The sequence below is a fragment of the Rhodospirillales bacterium genome (genome assembly GCA_028824295.1).
GTDB lineage: Bacteria > Pseudomonadota > Alphaproteobacteria > TMED109 > TMED109 > VXPW01.
Genome location: JAPPED010000028.1, coordinates 43,447 through 65,256, shown reverse-complemented (window position 1 = coordinate 65,256; position 21,810 = coordinate 43,447). Strand labels below are relative to the sequence as shown.

17 protein-coding genes are annotated in these 21,810 nt (G+C 64.9%); 12 read left to right on the top strand and 5 right to left on the bottom strand.

The window, feature by feature from the left end; all coding sequences use genetic code 11:
- Positions 1–207: hypothetical protein (locus OXH60_12160; GenBank protein ID MDE0712874.1), on the bottom strand; the 207-nt coding region annotated here is incomplete at its 3' end.
- 172 nt (positions 208–379) lie between these two features.
- Here OXH60_12160 and nudC point away from each other — a divergent pair.
- The gene (gene nudC, locus OXH60_12155; protein MDE0712873.1) at positions 380–1,297 is read left to right on the top strand and encodes an NAD(+) diphosphatase; all 918 of its coding nucleotides are present in this window, start codon (positions 380–382) and stop codon (positions 1,295–1,297) included.
- A 58-nt stretch (positions 1,298–1,355) separates the two neighbouring features.
- On the opposite strand, the gene OXH60_12150 is transcribed toward nudC, so the two are convergent.
- Positions 1,356–2,207, bottom strand: a complete 852-nt coding sequence (locus tag OXH60_12150; protein ID MDE0712872.1) for a prephenate dehydratase — start codon at positions 2,205–2,207, stop codon at positions 1,356–1,358.
- 52 nt (positions 2,208–2,259) lie between these two features.
- Positions 2,260–2,985, bottom strand: a complete 726-nt coding sequence (locus OXH60_12145) for a 3-deoxy-manno-octulosonate cytidylyltransferase (GenBank protein ID MDE0712871.1) — start codon at positions 2,983–2,985, stop codon at positions 2,260–2,262.
- Between the two features lie 202 nt (positions 2,986–3,187).
- Here OXH60_12145 and OXH60_12140 point away from each other — a divergent pair, with 202 nt between their 5' ends.
- The 10 genes from OXH60_12140 to hpnE all read left to right on the top strand — a co-directional run bounded on the left by OXH60_12140 (position 3,188) and on the right by hpnE (position 15,685).
- Positions 3,188–4,156, top strand: a complete 969-nt coding sequence (locus OXH60_12140) for a bifunctional riboflavin kinase/FAD synthetase (GenBank protein MDE0712870.1) — start codon at positions 3,188–3,190, stop codon at positions 4,154–4,156.
- On the top strand, positions 4,153–6,942 hold the full coding sequence (gene ileS / locus OXH60_12135; protein MDE0712869.1) for an isoleucine--tRNA ligase: 2,790 nt from the start codon (positions 4,153–4,155) through the stop codon (positions 6,940–6,942). The genes OXH60_12140 and ileS overlap by 4 nt, the downstream gene beginning before the upstream one ends.
- Positions 6,939–7,439: a signal peptidase II gene (lspA, locus tag OXH60_12130; protein ID MDE0712868.1), complete on the top strand. Its 501-nt coding sequence runs from the start codon at positions 6,939–6,941 to the stop codon at positions 7,437–7,439. Before ileS ends, lspA begins: the two co-directional genes overlap by 4 nt.
- Before the next feature lie 9 nt (positions 7,440–7,448).
- Positions 7,449–8,039 carry a DUF3035 domain-containing protein gene (locus OXH60_12125; protein ID MDE0712867.1) on the top strand — a complete coding sequence of 197 codons (591 nt, stop codon included), beginning with the start codon at positions 7,449–7,451 and terminating at the stop codon, positions 8,037–8,039.
- A 407-nt stretch (positions 8,040–8,446) separates the two neighbouring features.
- On the top strand, positions 8,447–9,274 hold the full coding sequence (locus OXH60_12120; protein ID MDE0712866.1) for an outer membrane lipoprotein-sorting protein: 828 nt from the start codon (positions 8,447–8,449) through the stop codon (positions 9,272–9,274).
- A complete protein-coding gene (locus OXH60_12115; GenBank protein ID MDE0712865.1) occupies positions 9,271–10,530 on the top strand; it encodes a hypothetical protein in 1,260 nt (419 codons plus the stop codon). The genes OXH60_12120 and OXH60_12115 overlap by 4 nt, the downstream gene beginning before the upstream one ends.
- Positions 10,531–11,171: 641 nt before the next feature.
- Complete coding sequence (locus OXH60_12110) at positions 11,172–12,038, top strand: polyprenyl synthetase family protein (GenBank protein MDE0712864.1); 867 nt, start codon at positions 11,172–11,174, stop codon at positions 12,036–12,038.
- Positions 12,039–12,406: 368 nt separating this feature from the next.
- A complete protein-coding gene (gene hpnC, locus OXH60_12105) occupies positions 12,407–13,288 on the top strand; it encodes a squalene synthase HpnC (GenBank protein MDE0712863.1) in 882 nt (293 codons plus the stop codon).
- Between the two features lie 247 nt (positions 13,289–13,535).
- Positions 13,536–14,423 (top strand): presqualene diphosphate synthase HpnD, encoded by an 888-nt coding sequence (hpnD, locus tag OXH60_12100; GenBank protein ID MDE0712862.1) that lies wholly within the window; start codon positions 13,536–13,538, stop codon positions 14,421–14,423.
- Between the two features lie 11 nt (positions 14,424–14,434).
- Entirely contained in the window at positions 14,435–15,685 is a 1,251-nt protein-coding gene (hpnE, locus tag OXH60_12095; GenBank protein MDE0712861.1) for a hydroxysqualene dehydroxylase HpnE, read from the top strand.
- 67 nt (positions 15,686–15,752) lie between these two features.
- Here the strand turns inward: hpnE and OXH60_12090 are convergent, their stop codons facing one another.
- Positions 15,753–19,241 (bottom strand): indolepyruvate ferredoxin oxidoreductase family protein, encoded by a 3,489-nt coding sequence (locus OXH60_12090; GenBank protein MDE0712860.1) that lies wholly within the window; start codon positions 19,239–19,241, stop codon positions 15,753–15,755.
- Positions 19,242–20,045: 804 nt separating this feature from the next.
- On the opposite strand from OXH60_12090, the gene OXH60_12085 reads away from it, so the two are divergent.
- Positions 20,046–21,281 (top strand): glycerate kinase, encoded by a 1,236-nt coding sequence (locus OXH60_12085; protein ID MDE0712859.1) that lies wholly within the window; start codon positions 20,046–20,048, stop codon positions 21,279–21,281.
- A 172-nt stretch (positions 21,282–21,453) separates the two neighbouring features.
- Here the strand turns inward: OXH60_12085 and OXH60_12080 are convergent, their stop codons facing one another.
- A complete protein-coding gene (locus OXH60_12080) occupies positions 21,454–21,804 on the bottom strand; it encodes a tetratricopeptide repeat protein (protein MDE0712858.1) in 351 nt (116 codons plus the stop codon).
- Positions 21,805–21,810: the final 6 nt, after the last annotated feature.

Below are 21,810 nucleotides of genomic sequence, written 5' to 3'. Positions count from 1 at the left end.
CCCCTGCTCGAACGCGTTGGTCAACGTGCGAACCAGCACTTCCTGGCCGAGCAGGTCCTCGAACGTCGACGGACGGTACTTCCGCGCCAGCACCAGGTACGCAGGCTGACCGGAATCCGTTCCCTGCTCCTGATCCGCTGCCGGTGGGCCCTTGGCCTCCGGGTCGCCAGCCGCGCCAAGCTCCAGCAAGCCGCCAGTTTCTGTCACGCGAACCTCTCGTTCCGGCCCGCGCCAGGCCTTTTTCGACTATACCGGACGCAATTGGTTCGTCATGCTGTCGGTGCACCTGCCAACGGCAGGCAGCGGCTTCGACGGCACACCCTGCCAATCGCTCACGACGCTTGCACGCCACCGTCCTTCAAGTAGCTTCACGTCGCCCATGCCTGCCACCAACTTCTACAGCGGATATCCACTGCACCGGGCCCACTCGCGGCGCGCCGAAACCGGCTGGCTCCAGGCCATTCAATCCGGCCGCGATGTGCGCGTGCTCGCGCTGTGGCGCAACCGCCATCACGTTCAGGACGAAGTCACCCCGCAGCCGCTCTGGCAGCAGGGGGCGCTCGCCCGGGAGATTGTGAAGTCCGCGGATGACACCGTCTTTCTCGGCGAGCGTGACGCCGTGCCGCACTATGCATGCGACATCTCGGCGGCCGACGACCCGCTGGCCGACATCCTTGCCGGGACCGGGGGCGTGTTTGCCGATCTGCGGTCCCTGGCGCCGCTGGTGACCCGCGACGACGGAGCGATCATGGCGGCCGCCCGCGGTCTGCTGTACTGGCACCGGCGCGCGCGATGGTGCGGGAAGTGCGGCTCGCCGACATCGTCGATCGACGCCGGGCACGCCCGCGTCTGCGATCGACCGACGTGCGGCGAACGCTGGTTTCCCCGGGTCGACCCGGCGGTCATCATGCTGGTTACGCACAAGGATCGGTGCCTGCTGGGCCGCCAGGCGACGTGGCCGCCCGGCATGCATTCCACGCTCGCGGGCTTCGTCGAGATCGGTGAGAGCATGGAGGAGACCGTCATTCGCGAAGTCGCTGAGGAGGCAGGGCTGCGCGTCGTTGGCCGCCCCGAGTACCGCCACTCCCAGCCGTGGCCCTTCCCCTCGTCGCTGATGCTGGGATTTCGGGCCGAGACCGCAGACGATCAACTGCAGATCGACGAGGACGAACTGGAACAGGCCAGCTGGTTCACCCGCGAGGAACTGCGCGCGAGCCCCGAGAACGAGACCTTTCGGCTGCCCGGGAAGGTGTCGATCGCGCGTCGGTTGGTGGAGGAATGGATCAGCGAAGCGTGATGTCCGACCTCCGGCAGCAATAGGGTCCCCAGGTCATCAGTCTGGGCCGCCCGCCCTTCTAGGTAGTCCCGTCGCGGCGGAACTTCGACGCCGGGTACACGCCAAGCACCCTGACACTCCGCGAGAAGAAGCCAAGTTCCTCCAGTGCCAGGGCCACGTTCGGGTGCTCAGGATGCCCCTCGATGTCCGCATAGAACTCGGCCGACGCGAACGAACGATCCACCATGAAGCTTTCAAGCTTGAACATGTTGACGCGGTTCGTCGCGAAGCCGCCCAGCGCCTTGTACAGCGCCGCAGGAATGTTGCGGACCCGGAACACCAGAGAGGTGATCGTGTGCTCGGAATTGGCCTCGGGTTCAATCGACTCCAGTCCAAGCACCAGAAAGCGAGTCGTGTTGCCGGGGTCATCTTCGATCTCGCGCGCGACGATCTCCAATCCATAGAGTTCGGCCGCGAGCTCCGATGCGATCGCCGCCTCCGCGCGACTGTCTGCTTCGGCGATATGACGGGCGGCACCGGCCGTATCCTCGAACAGAAACGGCTCAATCTTGTTGGACTGCAGGAACTTTCGGCATTGACTCAGCGCATGGAAGTGGCTGGCAGCCTGCCGGATGCTCGCCAGGGAGGTGCCGGGCCGGGCCATGAGATGATGGCTGATGGCTGCGAAATGCTCACCGATGATGTGGAGGCCTGATGCCGGCAACAGCCGATGAATGTCGGCGACCCGCCCGGCCGCGGAGTTGTCCACGGGAATGAAAGCGCGGTCGGCACCGCCGCTGCGTACCTGCTGAAAGCAGTCCTCGAACGCGGGGCACGGAACGACCTCCGAATCCGGGAACATGTTGAGACACGCCATGTGCGAGTGCGCGCCCAGCTCACCTTGAAACGCGATTTGGAGAGGCCGGCTCATAGGCAACACCGTTTGGCAGGGCGGCAACGGTGCCGCGGGACAACGAAGACGGTCACGTGCACAGGCGGCGGCGCGCTGAATCCAAGTCGGCAGGAGTGTCGACCCCGGCCGGAGCCGCGTCAACCAATCCTCCATCGATCCGCATGCCGTTGTCCAGCGCCCGGAGCTGTTCCAGCCGCATCGCCTGCTCGCGCTCGCTCGGGGGCAGGGCCACAAACCGGCCCAGGCTCGAGCGCCGCCACGCATAGATCCCGACGTGATGCCGGAGACGCTCGTCAGGCCCGGATACCGTCCGCGAGAAGGTGGTGATCATGACGGTTGAGCTCGGGGTCGGCGTCACAAGGTGCGCCTTGACGACCGCCGGGTCGTCGAGTTCGCCAGATCCGAGGGGCGCCACCAGGGTCCCGATGTCGACGGCCGACACCTCCAGCGGCGCGAGCACCTGACGGATCGCCGCGGGCGATATGTCGGGCAGGTCGCCCTGCAGGTTGACCGCGACGTCGCACTTTCCTGCGGGATCAAGGACACCGAGCGCTTCCCACACACGGTCCGAACCCGACGCGAGATCGGGAGTGGTCATCACAGCCCGCCCGCCGGCAGCTGCAACCGCATCCGCGACCTCGGCGTCGCAGCAGGCGACGGCCACGTCGCCGACCTCCGCCGCCTCCGCCTGGCGCAGCACGCGGACCACCATCGGTACCCCACAGATGTCGGCCAACGGCTTGCCAGGCAGGCGGCTCGCCGCCATGCGGGCAGGAATGATCACGATCGGGCGCATGCTTGCGACGAGCTCTCTCCGTGCTCCGGTGATCGCACGAATTCGATCGCTAGCATGCCAGCCGGCGAGGTAGGCGGCACCCGCAGCGAGGGTCGTGGTCCCGTCTCTCGCCAAGTTCGAGGCACTGGCCGACGCCACTGGCTAGGCAGCGACCTAAGCCCCTATAGTGCCGGTCCCGTTCGGTTCTGGACCGTGAGTGCTCATGGAACTCGTCCGCGTGCAGCCGGGACGCCCCGCCTCACGCCAGGGCCAGGTGGTCGCCCTCGGCAATTTCGATGGCGTTCATCTCGGGCATCAGAGACTGCTTGCCGTTGCCTGCCAGACCGCAGGCGCGACGGGCGACGCCCGTAGCGCCGTCCTGACGTTCGAGCCGCATCCGGCGTCCGTGCTCAGACCGGAATCCGCCCCCGGCCGCCTGACTCCGTTGCGCAGCAAGGCGCGCAAGCTTGCGGAAGCCGGCGTGGACATCCTCTACGTACAACGCTTCTCACTGGCCTTCTCTTCACTTACCGCTGATGCGTTCATGGAAGACGTGCTGGCGCGCACGCTGGCGGCCAGGCACATCGTGGTGGGACACGACTTTCGGTTCGGCACCGGACGAGCAGGTGACGCCGAAGGGCTCGCCCGCTTCGCCCCGAGCGCCGGTTTCGGGCTGACGGTGGTCGACCCGGTTACCGATGATGCCGGTGTCGCGTTCGGATCGACGGCAATTCGAAAGGCGATCTCTGAAGGCCGCGTAGACGAAGCAGCGCAGGCCCTGGGGGCGCCCTTCGAGGTGGAAGGTCGGGTCCGACGTGGAGAAACGCGCGGCCGCCGGCTCGGCTTCCCGACGGTAAATCTCCTCTATCACTCTCAGCTTGCGCCGCTCGACGGTGTCTACGCCGGGTGGACGTGGATCGAAAGTCAACCGGAGCGTGGCTGGCTGCCGGCAGCAATCAGCACTGGCACCCGGCCGCAGTTCGCAGGGACCACGCGAATCCTGGAGGCGCATGTCCTGGACTTTCAGGGCAACCTGTACGGGGAGCGGGTTCGAGTCGCCTTTTCGCGCAGGCTTCGTTCCGAACGGAAGTTCGCCAACTCCAACGCCTTGATCTCGGCCATGTCCCAGGACGTAAGTCGTACCCGGGCCATCGCGGCAGAAGAAGGACCGCCACGGGATACAATTTCATGAGTTCCCGACCTGACTACCGCGAAACCCTGTTCCTGCCGAAGACTGGCTTCCCCATGCGTGGACGGCTGGCAGCACGCGAACCGGAGATGATCGCGCGGTGGGAAGAAATGGACCTGTGGGCCCGGCTGCGCGAAACCGCCAGGGGGCGCACGAAGTACATCCTTCACGACGGGCCGCCGTACGCCAACGGCCAGATCCACATCGGCACCGCCATGAACAAGATCCTCAAGGACTTCGTCAACCGAACCCGACAGATGGCGGGCTTCGACGCCCATTACATTCCCGGATGGGACTGCCATGGCCTGCCGATCGAATGGCAGATCGAGCAGGAGTACCGCAAGCGAAAGCAGTCCCGTGAGGACGTGCCGATCGCGCAATTCCGCCGCGAATGCCGGGCCTTCGCCGAAAAGTGGATCGGAGTCCAGATGGAGGACTTCCGGCGGCTGTTTGTCGTCGGGGACTGGGCCGGCCGGTACCTGACGATGGACTTCAAGGCGGAAGCACAGATTGTTCGGGAAATCGGCAAGTTCCTGCTTGAAGGGAGCCTGTATCGGGGCCTGAAGCCCGTCATGTGGTCGCCGGTGGAACGCACTGCGCTGGCCGAGGCCGAGGTCGAGTACCGGGACATCACGTCGACGGCCGTGTTCGTCCGGTTTCCGATCTCGCAACCCGCCGCTCCCGCGCTGGAGGGAGCCGACGTGGTGATCTGGACCACCACCCCCTGGACCCTGCCCGCCAACCGGGCGATCGCGTTCGGCCCCGACATCGACTACACGGTCCTTGAAGTCCAGCGGTGTGTCCCGTCTTCCGGGATCCGGCCCGGCGACCGACTGGTCATCGCCACTGCGCGGGTTCCCGCGATCGTCGCGGCCGCGAGCATCGAGGCGTTCGAGCCGATCGCGTCGCTGTCCGGCTCGCTGCTCACGGGCACGGTCTGCTCACATCCCATCGCGGGGTATGACCACCCCGTGCCGCTTCATGCCGCCGACTTCGTAGGGACGGACCAGGGAACCGGCCTGGTCCACGTGGCGCCGGCCCATGGTGACGATGACTTCGAGCTGGGCCAGCGCGTGGGTCTCAAGGTCACGGAGTACGTCGGGGACGACGGTCGGTACAGCGATATCGTGCCGCGCTTCGCTGGCATCCACGTCTTCAAGGCCGACCAGCCCGTACTGGCAGCACTCGATGAGCGCGGAAAGCTCCTGGCCACGGAAAAGCACGTCCACAGCTACCCGCATTCCTGGCGATCCAAGCAACCGGTGATCTACCGGGCGACCCAGCAGTGGTTCATCAGCATGGAATCACATGGGCTGAGGGCCAAGGCGCTTGCCGCCGTTGACGCGACCGAATGGGTCCCCGCCAGTGCCCGGAACCGCATTCGGGGGATGATCGAACACCGACCGGACTGGTGTGTGTCGCGACAGCGCGCATGGGGGGTTCCTATTCCGGTCTTTGTCGATCGCCGCACGCGCGAGCCGCTTCGGGATGAAGCCGTGCTCCAACGGGTCGTCGAGGCGGTCGAGGCCGAAGGTGCCGACGCGTGGTTTACGCGTCCCCCCTCGGAGTTCCTCGGGCCCGACCGCGATCCGGACAACTTCGATCGCACCAGCGACATCCTGGACGTGTGGTTTGATTCCGGCTGCACGCACTCGTTCGTGCTTGAGAACAATCCAGACCAGCACTGGCCGGCCGACCTCTACCTCGAAGGGACCGACCAGCACCGCGGATGGTTCCACAGCTCGCTCCTCGCCAGCTGTGGCACCCGCGGCCGGGCACCGTACCGCAGCGTCCTTACGCACGGGTTCGTCCTTGACGGAGACGGGCGCAAGATGTCGAAGAGCGCCGGCAACATCGTGCGGCCGCAGGAAATCAACGACACCCAGGGTGCGGACATCCTTCGGCTCTGGGTTGCGCTGAGCGACAGCACGGGCGACCTCCGAATTGGGGACCAGGTGCTGGCCGGAATCTCGGATGCTTACCGCCGGTTTCGGAACACGCTCCGCTTCGTCCTGGGCAACCTGGCCGACTTCAGCGAGGCCGAACAGATCAGCGTGGAGGAAATGCCGGACCTCGAAAAGTGGGTCCTGCACCGGCTCCACGAACTGGAGCGGACCCGCGTTGACGCCTTCGCCTCGTACGACTTTCAGGCGTTCTACCGGACGCTCCACAATTTCTGCGCCAACGACCTCTCATCCTTCTACTTCGATGTCAGGAAAGACTCGCTCTACTGCGATCGGGCCGACTCCCAACGGCGCCGCGCCGCGCGCTCAACGCTGTTCCTCCTGCACGACATCCTCACCGCCTGGCTCGCACCGGTCCTCTGCTTCACGGCGGAGGAGGCTTGGTTGGAGCGACACCCGGCAGAGACCGAGAGCGTCCACCTGCGGACGTTCCCGGAGATACCGAAAGCGTGGCAGAACGACGCCGTCGCAGGTTCATTCGCCAAGATGCGACGGGTACGAAACCTCATCACCAGCGCGCTCGAGATCATGCGGCGCGATCACCAGATCGGCTCAAGCCTGGAAGCGCAGGCCTGCGTGCACGCAGACGCCGACCTGCTCGCAGACTTGGCGTCCCACGACTTGGCGGAGCTCGCTATCGCCTCGCGGATCACGCTGAGCGCGGAACCCCCGCCGGACGACGCCTACCGAGACCCGGCCGTGCCGGAAGTAGCGGTCCATGCAACCGCGGCCGACGGCATGAAATGCGCCCGGTGCTGGCGCGTCCTCGCCGAAGTGGAAGATACGGCGGCCGGGCTTTGCGGCCGGTGCCGAGAGGCCGTGTGAGCTCCGGCGCCGCACGCTTTGGGGTGTTTCTCGCCATCCTGGCGGCGGACCAGATCACGAAGGCACTGGTAACCACCTATCTCGCGGCGCCGGTGGAACCCATCCGATTGGGTGCGCTGCTCAACTTGGTGCATGTCCGGAATTTCGGCGTCGGCTTCGGCTTCTTGGGCAACGGCGGAACTACGCAGCAATGGGCGTTGGCGGGGTTTGCGGCGGTCATCGCGGTAGCGCTTCTTGTCATGCAGGCGCGCGCAAAGGAACGACTGTACGCAGCCGGTCTGATCCTGATTGCCAGCGGTGCGATCGGCAATGCCATATGCCGGCTGGCACGCGGCAGCGTGGTTGACTTCATCGATGTGCACGTGTCGGATTATCATTGGCCTGCCTTCAATGTTGCGGACATGGCAATCACCATCGGAGCGTTCTGTGTGATTGCCCACGCGTTGCCGCTCCAGCGGGCCATTGCTAGGCTCCGGGCGCTCCGCCGCGGTCGCTGATACCGGAACATGCGCCTGAACCCTGCCATCCTCCTGCTCTTGGGGTTGTCCGTCGCATTGGCCGGGTGCGAGCGGATCCAAGGCACGTTGGGAATTGGCAAAATCTCGCCAAATCCGCTCCGGGTCATCCGTCAGGACCCCCTTGCCGTTCCTCCGAATCTCGAGCTTAGGCCCCCGTTGACCGTTGCCCAGGCCGGGCTGGAACCGGGCGAAACCCTGACCTCCCGAGAAGCGGTCGAGGCCCCCGCCTCCAGGGGCGAGGCGGCCGTCCTTGAGGCCGCCGCCGCCCACGACGTGGATCCGGAGATCCGGCAGCTTCTGGAGCGTGATCAGGCTCTGAAGGCGGCAGAAGAAGAAGAAAGCGGAGGCTTGCTGGGCTTCCTTGATGTCTTCGACTGGTTCGGTGACGACGACGAAGTTGAAGCGGTCCAGCCCGTCGCGGAGGCAGCAGCCGAAGAGGCCCCACCCGCCGCAGAGCCTGCGGCCGAGGAGGTCCCGCCCGTGGCCGAGGCAACGGAAACCGAAGACGAGAGCGAGGGTGGCGGCCTGCTCGAATGGCTGGACATCTTCGACTGGTTTGGCAGCGACGACGACGAATGAAGCGGTCGGCGTAGACTTCGCACTTACACGCCGGTGGGCGCCCCAGCGACCTTCACGCACCGGCTCTCTCTTTGCGGGCAGCAACCGCGCGATCGACGGATTCCATGCATCTTGGCGGGCTGAATCGAGTTCCGCCGGGTGCACGTGCGGCCGTGCGGACCTGAAGCAAGCCTCAGGCGCCGAGCATCCGAACCGGCAGAGGGATCCCTGCCGACACGACGGGTCAGTGAGCGCCTGGGGACCGGAAGCTGCCCGGATCCGCTCCGTCGGCGGCGTACGCAACCTCGCGGTCACGCAGCCAAATCGGACATCGCCTATGATTGCGGCGGCGGCCGGGAGGCCGGCCGACATGGCGCCGGCGCCATGCCAGCGTCGGCATCGGCTGGCGTCCGGCAGGGGAAACGATCATGACTGACCGATCACATTCCATGCAGCCCGGCTGCCTTCTGCTGGCTGCAGTTCTCGTGCTTTCGGCATGGTTTGCCGCTCCTTCAACGGCGATAGCGGACTCACATGCGCCGGAGGAGGCGGGCTTGCAGATTGCCCTGGAAGCCCGCGAGCGGGGGACAGGCTTTGGGGACTTCACGGCGCGGCAGACCATGGTGTTGCGCAATCGGCACGGCCAGGAAAGCCGGCGCGATGTGCGCATCAAGATCCTCGAAGTCGACGACGACGGCGATCGAAGCATGTTCGTGTTCGACCAGCCGCGTGACGTGAAGGGGACGGCGTTCCTCGTCCATGCGCACCGGACCGAGCCCGACGACCAGTGGCTCTACCTCCCGGCGCTGAAGCGGGTGAAACGAATCAGTTCGTCGAATCGATCCGGATCGTTCATGGGCAGCGAGTTCGCCTACGAGGACATGACCGCCCAGGCGGTGGAAAAATTTACGTACATGTACCTGCGTGACGAGGCCTGCGGCGAATTGACATGTTCGGTCACCGAACGGACCCCGGTGGAGAAGGGGTCCGGTTACAGCCGCCAGGTCGTTTGGCACGACCATGATGCGTTCCGTATCTGGAAAGTGGAGTACTACGACCGCAAGGACGAGCACTTGAAGACGCTTGAGATAACGGACTACCAGCAGTACCTGGACCAGTACTGGTTCGCAGGGACCATGACCATGATGAACCACCTGACCGGCAAGAGCACCGTACTGAACTGGTCCGACTATGAGTTCCAGACAGGGCTGGACGACGGCGACTTCACGCAAACAAGCCTGAGACGGGCGCGTTGATGCGATCCTCATCGTTTCTGCGCGGCGGCGCCCTGAGCGCGGCTTGCGCAAGCGTCGTTCTGGTTTCGGCAGAAGTTCGGGCAGAAACCGACTTTGTCTATGAGGAGGTTTCGGGGCGAATCAGCCTAGAGAGCCGAGAGTTCCCTGAATCGGCGGTGTTTCCGGGCCAGGCTTCCCACTCGACTGGCCTGGTCTTTCATCCCAAGCTGTACGTCGAAGATGCAGATGGCAGGAGCGTTACGGTCGCGCCGTTCTTTCGTTACGACAGCACCGATCCGCGTCGCACGCACGCAGACCTGCGTGAGGCCTTTGCTCTCGTCTTTGGTGAGGCCGGCAACAGCGAATGGGAAATTCGGGTCGGCATCGATCAAGTGTTTTGGGGCGTCGCCGAATCCCGGCACTTGGTCGACATCGTCAATCAGGTGGATCTCGTTGAGCACCCGAATGAAGAAACCAAACTGGGTCAGCCCATGGCCCATCTCACATGGTCGGGTGAGTGGGGGGTGCTGGAGTTATTCGGTCTTACCTATCATCGGGCGCGGACTTTTCCCGGGCCGGCAGGTCGAATGCGAGGACTGTTCGTCATCGATGACGAGCACATTTCCTATGAAAGTTCGGCAGGCGAGTGGAATCTCGATCTGGCCGTCCGCTACACCCAGAGCTTCGGCTCCGTCGATATCGGTTTGAGCGCATTCGACGGGACCAGCCGCGAGCCCTCGATCTGCCCTACCCCGGTTCCGACTGCCCAACTGACACAACACTATGAGCAAATTCGCCAGTTCGGGATCGATTCGCAGATCACCATCGATGCCTGGCTTCTGAAGCTCGAGGCGATCAGACGCACGGGTTTTCGCAACCTGTTCTGCCAGCAGGAGGAGGACTACGGCGCCTTCGTTGTTGGCGGTGAATACGCATTTTACTCCGTCTGGGATTCGCCCGCCGATCTCAGCGTCTTGGCCGAATGGAACTATGACGAGCGCGGGCAAAACGCGACCAATGTCTTCCAGAACGATCTTTTTCTCGCCGTACGTTACGCGCTGAACGACGTTCAAAGCACTGACTTCACGATCGGTGTCTTTGAGGACGTGGACCTTGAGTCGCGAGTGTTGAGCATGGAATTCAACCGGCGCCTCACGGACTATTGGGCGCTGAATGTAGAAGCAATCGCTTTCCTGAAGATCGGTGACAGGGATTTCCTACAACATGGTCTCGAAAACGATAGCTTCGTGGGCCTCAACCTCAGTTACAGCTTCTGAACGTTGGCTGCGGGGCCAACCTATTTCAGGTCGGTTTCCGATGGCACGACCCTTCGATCGCACAGATCATGATTTCCCGTTTCGCACAGTCCTGACCGCAAATCGGCACAACGCCCGTCCCCTGGTCATCGCGGCCGTTCAGCAGCCCGTTACCGCACGGGACCGCCAGATACGTTGACATGATACCTCGGGGCCGGCAACGCTGTGTAACTGTTGACTTGCCGGTAATTGTCAAGTACTTGCTTCAGAAGTGTTGACAGGCAATAGTCAAGTGCGAACCCCATTGATCAGCAAGCAGACAACATGCTTGGGGCGCTATCAGTCTACGTCATGCAAGGGCGCGCACTTCAAGTTAGATATCCATACCGCCAACTCGTGCCGCGATAAATCCGGATCGCAGTTTACCTCAACGTCAAGGGTCCCGCAGGCCTATTGCGATAACATGACCCGAACCGATATGCCGGCGTCGCCGCTCACCGCGGGCTTTCCTGAAGGTGCAATGCCGGAGCAGCGGCTGGCCGGCATGTTCCGTTCGATACGAGGCACTGGGACCGCTTCGACTGCAGATCCGGGCGGTACAACGTATGGCTAGCGGTATCGCGTCCAGTCCAGCTGCGCCGCCCGCACAGGAGATGGCAGGCATGCTCGCTGCGTTTGGCGAGCAACTTGAGGCAGTTCTTGACAGCCTGGTGTCCGCCTCGGGCAACGCTGAGCGCCTTTATCAGGCCATGCGTTACGCGTTGTTGGGCGGTGGGAAGTACCTTCGTCCGTATATCGTCGATGCTTCCGCCGGTATTTTCGAGGTATCCCAGACCGCGAGCCTCCGGACCGGGGCCGCAGTGGAAATGATTCACGCATATTCGCTGGTTCACGATGATCTCCCGGCCATGGACGACGACGACTTGCGGCGGGGCCGGGCGACCTGCCACCGCGCGTTCGATGAGGCGACGGCCATTTTGGCCGGGGACGCCCTGCTGACCTTGGCGTTTCAGACTCTGGCGGAACCTGAAACCCACTCCGATGGCCAGGTCCGTGCTGCCTTGGTCGCTTCCCTCGCGGATTGTGCGGGCGGAAGGGGCATGGTCGGTGGTCAGATGATGGACCTCGAAAGCGAGCATGCCACGGTCGGCGTGGACGCCGTCTTCGACATCATGAGACTGAAGACCGGTGCGCTGCTGACGTTCTCGGCGATGGCCGGCGCCATCTTGGGGCAGGCTGACGATCGTGCCCGCCAGGCGCTGCGGGGCTTTGGTTCGGATCTCGGACTCGCTTTTCAGATGAAGGACGACTTACTGGATGTCGAAGGCGATGAAGCGAGCCTGGGTAAACGAGCGGCGAAAGACGCGGCTGCGGGCAAGGCCACGCTGGTCTCCCTGCTCGGTGTGGAAGGGGCGCGTCGGGAGGCACGCCGAACGTCCGAAGCAGCGTTGGCGCATCTGGACTGCTTCGGTCCACGTGCCGACCGTCTCCGCTCGGTCGCTGTCTTCGTGCTGACGCGCGACCACTAGACGGCGAGGTGCCGAAGTTCTCATGCGCAGGGACGAATGCCGTCCGACGGGGGGAGGCCGTCTGCGTGTTCGCCGAACATAGCCGGTTGCGGGCAAGGCGGTTTCCGGATCCGAGGCCGCGTCGACCGGTAACGCAGCGCCAAGGCTGCTTGCCGGTCGGTGGATCAATCCGCGGCCGCCGCCCCCTTCGCGCCAGTGGCGCGGTCAGTTGCAGTCGAGGTACCGTACGCTCGTCGGCCGGGAGTTGCGTCGGTCGTCGACCCGGCTGACATCGGGCTACCGACCTCTGGTTCGGGAGTTACCTTCGAGACAGCCATGGAACGAGGGCGGTGCGCCCTAACTTGGCTGACGGAGAAAAGGCGGGCCACATGGAAACTCCGTCCGGAAAGACCGCTGGGGACGAGAATTTTCCCGTCGGTTCCTGGCTGCTGCCGCCGCGACTCCGGCCGCACATTGCAACGTTCTACGCGTACGCCCGGGCTATCGACGATGTCGCCGACAATCCGGATCTGAAGCCGGACGACAAGATCAGACGACTGGATGGATTTGCCGACGCACTGTGTGGCGCCAACACCAGCAACCCGGCACTTCAAAAGGCTCACGACATCCGCCGAAGCCTCTCGGCGACGCAGGTGACGCATCAGCACTGCCTGGATCTGATCAGCGCGTTCAAGCAGGATGCGGTCAAGTCGCGCTACGACGACTGGGACGATCTGATCGACTACTGCAATAGATCAGCAGCGCCGGTAGGACGCTATCTCGTCGACCTCCATCACGAATCTTCTTCTACGTATCCGGCTTCGGATGCGCTGTGCAACGCCCTGCAAGTCATCAACCACCTGCAGGACTGTGGCGACGACTACCGGAACCTGAACCGAGTCTACATTCCGCAGGACTGGATGACGGCAGCAAATGTCGATGTGTCGGCACTGGCCGACCGTCGGGCGACGGAGGCCCTGAAAGGCGTGCTGGATCGCTGTCTCGATGCGACCGATCAATTGCTCGTGCTTGCCGATCGCCTTCCGTCTCAGCTCCGTGACGTCCGGTTTGCAATGGAGACCGCAACCATCGTTGCCATCGCAAAAAAACTGAGTCTCGAGCTACGGAAACGCGATCCCCTGGCGGAGCGCGTCGTACTCACGAAAGCCCAGTTCGTCGGCTGCGGCGTGCTCGGAGTCAGCCACGCCGTCTACCAGAGATTCCCTCGCTGGCTCAGCGCCGCTGCCACGCGGCCGTCATCCGTCGATTAGGCGTCTTGAAGACATGACGATGGTCATCCGCGACGCACGTTGTCCGCGGATCCCGCGGCGGCGCGGATGCTGCGCGGCCGCCGGGAAGTCAGCTAACATTCGAACCGTGCTCGAACTTCGGGCACTTGACTGACGCTTGGGCAGGGGAGACCGGCGTTCCGTACCAGCTTGCAACCGATCGTCGCGCGTGCGCGGCAAGTTGTTCGGGAGTGGTTCCGGAGTTACCCGTGCGAGGAGATCCCTCGACGTGAACAGCGCCTCCCGTGATCCGCCGACCCACGTCGACGCGCCCGTCGATGGGGTTGAGCCGAGGGCTCACGTCAACAGCGTCGTCGCGCGATCCGGCACGTCGTTCCTCTGGGGGTTGCGTGTGCTTCCGTCCGAGCGTCGCCGTGCAATGCACGCGATCTACGCGTTCTGCCGCGAGGTTGACGATATCGTCGATGAACCTGGTGAGATTACCGACAAGGCGCGGGCGCTCGCAGCGTGGCGGCAAGAGATCGGCCGTCTGTATGCCGGACACCCGACATGGCCGACAACGAAGGCGCTATTGCGACCGGTGAAACGCTTCGGCTTGCCGGAACGGGAGTTCCTCGCGGTGATCGACGGGATGGAAATTGATGCTGCGCCCGCCGTCCGAATGCAAAGCCTGGGGGATCTCCTGAACTACTGTCGAAAGGTGGCGGGCTCCGTGGGCATGCTGTCGATTCATGCCTTCGGCGTACCTCAGCAACCGGGGCCGATGATCGCGGAGAACTTGGGGAACGCGCTGCAGCTTACCAATATTCTGCGTGACCTTAAGGAAGACGCGGCGTTACAGCGCCTCTATGTGCCGCTTGATATGTTGCGTAAGCACGGTGTGGCAACGCATCCGACCAGCGCCATCTTCCGAGATCCTCGGTTCCCCGATGTCTGTGCCGACCTAGCCGGAATCGCCCGCGGCTACTACGCCGAAGCGAGCCGGCTCCTGACCCAGTTGGGATGGCGGAAAATGCGCCCAGCAGCTCTCATGATGGCGATCTACCGGGAAACGCTGGACCGCCTGGAGCAGCGCGGATGGAGCCAGATCGGCGATCCAATCCGTCTGTCGCCGGTACGCAAGATGTGCCTGGCGATCCGATACGGCCTGCTCTAGCAGCTCCGACCTTGGCCCGAACACACGTCGTAGGCGCCGGTCTCGCCGGGCTTGCCGCCGCCGTATCGCTGGCGCGCCACGGCCACACCGTCACGCTTTATGAAGCCAGTGGCCAAGCGGGCGGCAGGTGCCGGTCCTACGTGGATGCGAAGCTCGCCTGCACGATCGACAACGGCAACCACCTGCTGCTCTCGGGCAATCAGGCAGCCATGCGTTACCTGTCCGACATCGGCGCCTCCCAGGAACTGAGTGGTCCCCCGACGGCGCGCTTCCCGTTTCTTGACCTCGCGACCGGCCAGCGCTGGTGCCTACGGCCCAACGGCGGGCCGCTGCCCTGGTGGCTTCTCAGCACTGGGCGACGCGTACCCGACACGACGATCTGGAGTTACCTGTCCGCCCTGCGGTTCACGACAGCCGGAAGCGAACGCACCGTGACGGATTGCGTCGGGGAGGACACCATCCTGTTCAAGCGATTCTGGGAGCCGCTCGCCGTCGCGGTACTGAATACACCGGCCCAAACCGGCGCAGCGCGCCTACTGTGGCCGGTATTCCGCGATACGTTTGCAAAGGGCGAGGCCGCCTGCCGACCGCGTGTCGCCAGGAAAGGGTTGTCGGACACGTTCGTGGAGCCGGCGCTGGCGCTTCTGCGACGGTTCGGTGTGACGGTCAGGTTCGGGTGCCGGCTCAGTCAGGTTGAACGCGATGCCGATCGGATGCGGACATTGAATTTCGCGGGCGAAGCCGTGCCGCTGGATGCTGATGATCGCGTCGTTCTCGCGCTGCCGCCCGCCGCAACCGGTGGCTTGCTGCCGGCGCTGGACGTCCCGAAGACGAGCCATGTCATCGTCAATGCGCATTTCGTGCTGGACGAACCCGCGGCACTGCCCGCCAAGTCACCGTTTCTCGGCCTCATCGGAGGCACTGCGCAATGGCTGTTCGTCCGCGGCAGCGTCGCCTCGATCACCATCAGTGCCGGCGATGCCGTGGCCGAAGGCTCGGCTGACGAAATCGCGCGCGCGACCTGGAGTGACGTTGCCGCGGCGCTGGATCGCGACCCCCACACCGTCCCAACCTGTCGGGTGATCAAGGAACGACGAGCAACGTTCGCGCAAACCCCAGCGGAGGTGCGTCGCCGGCCAACTACTCGAACCAAATGGGCCAACCTGTTTCTGGCAGGAGACTGGATCGACACCGGCCTTCCGGCAACCATCGAGGGTGCCATCCAGTCCGGCTACACGGCGGCCAGCGCGGTAATGCGCTGACGCCGAATCGCTCACCGCACCTGACTGGATCGCCACTCCCGGGGTGAACCGTCACCCGCCGGACGCACTAGGCGGCCTGGCTCTCTCCCATCCCCTCGTGCGGAGCGTCTTCCTTCGCGTCAAAGGCGGCCAGCAGCTCTGTCTCCAGCGTCCGAGCCCGTGCAAGGTGTTCTTCCTTCACGTGGCCGAATCCCCGGATGTGCTCGGGAAGCGAGGCCAGTGCTACCGCCGTCGGATGATTGTCCGGGCTCAGGCGCTCACCAACAGTCTGCAGGAGGCCCTCGTACCGCCGGATCTCTGCCCGTTCGGTACGCCGCTCGCGGGTCCAGCCGAACGGATCGAACGGGGTGCCCCGCAGGAAGCGCAGCCCCGCCAGCACACGAAACGCCGGCAGCATCCAGGGACCGAACGTCAATTTCCGCAAGTTGCCGGTTGCAGGGTCGCGAGGCGCGAACAGCGGGGGCGCCAGGTGAAACGTCAGGCTGGGCCGGCCGGTGAATGTCTCCTCGATGCGACGGAGGAACGTGCCATCCGTGTACAAGCGGGCAACTTCGTACTCGTCCTTGTAAGCCATGAGCTTGAAGAGGTACTTGGCCGTCGCCCGTGCCAGCGCCTCTTCGCCGGGGACCCGTGCCGCCTCGAGCGTGCGCACGGATGCAACCGTCTCGCGATAGCGCTCGGCCCATGACCGATTCTGGTATGCCGTCAGGAATTGCACGCGGCGTTCGATCAGTTGATCCAGCGACTCTTCGGGTGCTTCGGCCGCGAGGCTGTCCGTACCCAGGATCTCCCCGATCGCGCTCTCGTCGCCGGCGGCCACGCGTCCCCACCTGAACGCATCAAGATTCATCCGGACGGCGACCCCGTTCAGCTCGATGGCGCGTTCAAGCGCGTCGACGCCAACCGGCACATGCCCCCGCTGGACGGCATAGCCGAGAAGCATCAGGTTGCCCGCGATGCTGTCGCCAAACAGCGTGGTGGCGAGGCGCGTCGCGTCGACGAAATCGGTCGCCTCCTCGCGGCTGGCTTCGGCGATCAGTTCCATCATGCGGCGGGTGCCGAAGGACAGGTCCGGGTCCAGCACGAACTGGGCTACCGGCGCGCGATGGGCGTTGACGACCGCTGCACTGACCTCCGGGCTGAGGCACCCGCGGACTTCGGCGTCCGCCGCAACCACCATGTCGCAGCCGAGGAGCAGGTCGGTACGGCCGCGCCCCACCGTGACGGAATGGATCTCCTCGGGCCTCGCCGCCAGGCGAACCTCGGAGACCACCGCTCCGCCCTTCTGTGAGAGCCCGACCTGATCCAGAACGCTCACGCCTTTCCCTTCGATGTGGGCCGCCATCCCCAACACCGCCCCCACCGTCACGACACCGGTCCCGCCGATGCCGGTGATGACCACGTTGCGCGGACGGTCGAGGTCCGGCTGCGAGGGATTCGGCAAGCGCGCCACCAGATCGCCGAGAACGGCGCCATCGTGGGAGGGGGGCGCCTTGCGCACCTGCGCTCCAGACACGGTCACGAAACTCGGGCAGAAGCCCTGCACGCACGAGAAATCCTTGTTGCAGGCGGACTGGTTGATCTGGCGCTTGCGCCCGAACTCCGTCTCCAGGGGCTCGACTGAAATGCAGTTCGATGCTTTCGAACAATCGCCGCAGCCTTCGCAGACCAGCTCGTTGATGAACACCCGACGGTCCGGGTCGTCCAGGAGGCCCCGCTTGCGGCGGCGACGCTTCTCGGCTGCGCAGGTCTGGTCGTAGACCATGGCCGAGACGCCCGGCCAGGTCCGGAGCTCCTTTTGCACGGCGTCGAGTTCACTGCGGTGGTGAATCGTGGTGCCCTCGACAAACGCCCGGTCGATCCCGTACTTGTCCGGCTCGTCCGTGACCACCGCGATCCGCCGCACGCCTTCGGCACGCAGCTGGTGCGTGATTCCCTCCGGGGTCAGCGCGCCATCGTGCGGCTGGCCGCCCGTCATCGCCACCGCATCGTTGTAGAGCACCTTGTACGTGATGCTCGTGCCGGCCGAGACGGCGGCTCGGATTGCCAGGAGCCCGGAGTGCTGATACGTCCCGTCGCCCAGGTTCTGGAAGATGTGGGGCTCCTCGACAAACTCCTCCATGCCGATCCAGTTGGCGCCCTCCGCACCCATGTGCGTGGTGAGATGCGTGTTGCGATTGGCCCACACCGCCATGTAGTGGCAGCCGATGCCGGCCATGGCCATCGAGCCGTCGGGAATCCGCGTTGAGCTGTTGTGCGGACATCCCGAGCAAAAATAAGGTGTCCGTTCGACGGGTGCGGGCGCACCCGGAGGCGGCACGTTGCCTTCGAATCGAGCCAAGGCCTCGGTCACGTCGGAGGCGCCCAGTCGCGCAATTCGCGAGCTTAGCGCCTTGGCGACGATGGCAGGCGTCAGTTCTCCGGTGGCAGGAATGAGCGAGTATCCCGCATCGTCGGTCTTTCCGACGATCCGGTCCGGACGGTTCGCGAGATGGAAGGCGATGTCCTTGAGCTGAGTCTCGACCAGTGCCCGCTTTTCTTCGACGACGATGACTTCCTCAAGCCCATCGAGGAATGCCCTGGCACCCTCCTCTTCCAGCGGCCAGCTCATGCCGACCTTCCAGAGGCGGAGCCCGAGCGCCTGTGCGCGAGCGGCGTCGATGCCCAGGATGTCGAGCGCCTCCCGCACCTCCGCGTAGCCCTTGCCGGTCGCGGCAATGCCAATCCGATCACTCGGCCCTCGCCATACCAGCGTGTCAATCCCGTTCGCCCGCGCAAACGCCTGTGCAGCCGGCAGCCGGTGCGCGATCATCCGATGTTCCTGGGCATGAATGTCGTCCGGCCAGCGAATGGAGAGCCCGCCCTCGGGCATCTCGAAATCGTCAGGGATGACCGATTCGGCCCGTTCGGGGTCGACGTAGACGGATGCCGAACTGTCGATGGTCGCAGTAATGCATTTCATCGATACCCAGAGACCGCTGAAACGGGACATCGCCCAGCCGCGCAGGCCAAAATCCAGCAGATCCTGGACATTGGCCGGATTCAGGATCGGAATCTGGGCATGCACCATGGCCAGTTCGCTGTGGTGCGCCGTCGTGGACGACTTGGCCAAATGGTCGTCACCGAGCAAGGCCAGGACCCCGCCATGCGGCGCTGTACCAGCAGAATTGGCATGCCGGAAGGCGTCGCCCGTCCTGTCGACTCCCGGGCCCTTGCCGTACCAGATACCGAACACGCCGTCGTGCTTCGGGTTGGTCACCAATCCGATCTGCTGCGTGCCCCAGATAGCTGTGGCGGCCAGGTCTTCGTTCAGACCTGGATTGAAATGAATGCCTCCGCGTTGGAGAAACTGCCGCGCATCCCACAGTGCCTTGTCGTAGATGCCGAGTGGGGAGCCGCGGTATCCCGAGATGTACCCGCGGGTGTCGAGCCCCGCTTCCCGATCGAGCCGGCGCTGGACCAAGGGCAACCTTACAAGGGCCTGCGTGCCGCTGAGAAAGGCCCGTCCGCCGTCGAGCTCGTATTTGTCGTCAAGGGTGACAGTCGCAAGCCGCATCGTCGCAATGATCCCGAGAAAGGTGTCGCTATTACAAGATTTAAGTCAGTATAACCCGGAGACTAGGGCCCAACGGTTGACAGTCGAGCACCCCAGCAGGCCGCCGAAACGTGCGGAAGCGGCCGCAACCGTTCCGTCACGTCACGAGCCACCCCGCCCGCCGGATTGGCGGAAGAGAATCCCGAACGTGGTACCGAGCCGACTGGCCCCGACCGTAGCACGACACGAATCAGCATAAAACGGCATCGCCTTGACATATCTGCCACGGCCCCGTGCACCCACGGTTGCCGCACCGTCGTGACGACGCCCGGCCGCGCACGACCGTTCGTATCGCCCGCCGTACGGCGGCGGTGGCCGATGGTCAGGCCGCAGAGCGGACAGTGCAGGGCTACCCGCCAATGGCGCCAGCCTGCGGCACCGGCTCCGTGGACGGATGCCATGCCGGGCGCAACTCGACAAGGCCGCCATGCCATCGCTGGTGTCAAGGTCGCTCGGCCGGCACCGGCGGGTATGCCAAGAGAACCCCCGATACCGCCGCCGTCCATGTATCTTCGCAAGCCGCCGCGCATGGGACGCCCACAATGGCGGCCGACCATCCACACGAGGGACCGACGATGACGCCTGGCCTCGCAAGATGCTGACGGTGCAAGGGGGGATCAGCGGCACGATGAACCGCGGACGCTTCATTCCTGGCGTTGCAACGGGCTCTGCGAAACAGGGGTCGCGCCACGGCCATCGGTTTTGTCGGTAGACCGAACGTTGAACCGCGACGCCCACCTGCAGCATCGGGCCACCCTCCGGCAGATGTTTGACGCGGTCGTCGATGCCGCCAATCCGGAGCCTCTTGTCGTCCGGCATCTGCCCCGCCGGCCGCGCGGGCGCACCCTGGTTCTGAGTGCAGGGAAGGCGGCGGCGGTCATGGCGCGAGCGGCCGACGAGGCATGGGACGCGCCGCTCAGCGGACTGGCGGTCACACCGTACGGCCACGGCGTCAGCTGCCCGCGGGTGGAGGTCATCGAAGCGTCCCATCCAGTCCCCGACCAGGCCGGTCAGATGGCCACCACTCGCTTCCTGGAGGAGGCCAAGGCACTCGGTCCGGACGATCTCCTGCTCTGTCTGATTTCCGGCGGGGCCAGCGCCCTGCTGGCTGCTCCGACGTCCGGCATCAGCCTGACCCACAAGCAGGATGTTACGGCCGCACTGCTGCGGTCCGGCGCCACCATCCACGAAATGAACTGCGTCAGGAAACACCTGTCGGCGGTGAAAGGAGGCCGGCTGGCACTCCATGCCGCCCCGGCACGAATCGTGACCCTGCTGATTTCCGACGTTCCCGGTGATGATCCTGCGGTCGTCGGTTCCGGTCCCACGTTCGGCGACGCCACCACGCTGGGCGATGCCCGGGCTATCCTGGCCCGGTACGGGATTCGACCGCCCCCCCAGGTGCGCGATGCCCTCAAGCATCCGGATGCAGAGACACCGGAGCCCGCCCACCCGGAGCTCGCGCGGACCTCCCACCGCATTCTGGTCCGGCCGAGCGACACGCTTCGCGCCGCCGCTCGTCGTGCGCGCGCCGCCGGATTTCGTCCGTTCGTCCTGTCCGACCGGATCGAGGGGGAGGCACGGGACATCGGGGTCATGCATGCGGCCATCGCTCGGCACGTGCTGGAGTCCGGCCAACCAGCGAGACCGCCCCTCGCACTCATCTCAGGCGGCGAAACGACCGTCACGCTGCAGGGAAGCGGGAGCGGCGGCCGGAACACGGAATTCCTCCTGGCGGCCGCCCTGGCGCTCGATGGGATCAATGTCTATGGCCTAGCCTGCGACACCGACGGTATCGACGGAAACGGCAGCCACGCCGGCGCGCACATCGATCCGGGCACCCTGGCGCGCGGCGCTGAACGCGGTCTCAATGCGCGGAATTCGCTCGACACGCACGATTCCGGCGGATTCTTCGAGGCGCTGGACGATCTCGTAATCACCGGCCCGACTCGTACCAACGTGAACGATTTCCGAGCCTTCCTGGTGCCGACCCGAGCGTAGGGGCCGGCGTCTCGCGGCGCTACCCAGTCGGGCCAGGCCAGGCTCGGGTGAACGGGTCCAGTGTGCACCCTGGCACGTCCGGCGGACGGGCGGGCGAGCCGCGCCGCCGCCCGACACCGGCACCCGACGACGACGCCGGCCAAGCGCTGGCTAAGGTCTTGCCGTCGCTCGGCTAGATGGAGTGGCCTGCCTCGTCCTCGAGCCGCTTGAGTCGCCGCTCGCCGCCGCCCATTTGCGGATGCACGGCGAGCGCGCGGCGCAATGCACTGGCCGCGGCGACGGGCTGATCGTTGCGTTCATAGATCAGCGCCAGTCCTGACAGCGCACCGAAATGCCGCGGCTCCAATTCCAAGGTCTCGACGATGTCGGCAACGGACGCCTCGTCATTTCCGAGCAGGTAGTGGACCGTGGCCCGCTTGTTCCACGCCTCCGCGAACTCGGGATTCCGTTCCACCAGGTCATCGAACGTGGCCAGCGCGCCTTGGTAGTCGCCGGCCTGCATGGAGCGGATTCCGCGAGTCATTGTGTC

Excerpts from the sequence above, each read along its gene's own strand:
- OXH60_12110 (MDE0712864.1), top strand. The coding sequence starts at position 11,172 with ATGCTCGCTGCGTTTGGCGAGCAACTTGAGGCAGTTCTTGACAGCCTG.
- OXH60_12080 (MDE0712858.1), bottom strand. The coding sequence starts at position 21,804 with ATGACTCGCGGAATCCGCTCCATGCAGGCCGGCGACTACCAAGGCGCG.
- OXH60_12125 (MDE0712867.1), top strand. The coding sequence starts at position 7,449 with ATGCGCCTGAACCCTGCCATCCTCCTGCTCTTGGGGTTGTCCGTCGCA.
- ileS (MDE0712869.1), top strand. The coding sequence starts at position 4,153 with ATGAGTTCCCGACCTGACTACCGCGAAACCCTGTTCCTGCCGAAGACT.
- hpnC (MDE0712863.1), top strand. The coding sequence starts at position 12,407 with ATGGAAACTCCGTCCGGAAAGACCGCTGGGGACGAGAATTTTCCCGTC.
- OXH60_12145 (MDE0712871.1), bottom strand. The coding sequence starts at position 2,985 with ATGCGCCCGATCGTGATCATTCCTGCCCGCATGGCGGCGAGCCGCCTG.
- OXH60_12090 (MDE0712860.1), bottom strand. The coding sequence starts at position 19,241 with ATGCGGCTTGCGACTGTCACCCTTGACGACAAATACGAGCTCGACGGC.
- OXH60_12150 (MDE0712872.1), bottom strand. The coding sequence starts at position 2,207 with ATGAGCCGGCCTCTCCAAATCGCGTTTCAAGGTGAGCTGGGCGCGCAC.
- OXH60_12140 (MDE0712870.1), top strand. The coding sequence starts at position 3,188 with ATGGAACTCGTCCGCGTGCAGCCGGGACGCCCCGCCTCACGCCAGGGC.
- OXH60_12120 (MDE0712866.1), top strand. The coding sequence starts at position 8,447 with ATGACTGACCGATCACATTCCATGCAGCCCGGCTGCCTTCTGCTGGCT.
- OXH60_12085 (MDE0712859.1), top strand. The coding sequence starts at position 20,046 with ATGTTTGACGCGGTCGTCGATGCCGCCAATCCGGAGCCTCTTGTCGTC.
- nudC (MDE0712873.1), top strand. The coding sequence starts at position 380 with ATGCCTGCCACCAACTTCTACAGCGGATATCCACTGCACCGGGCCCAC.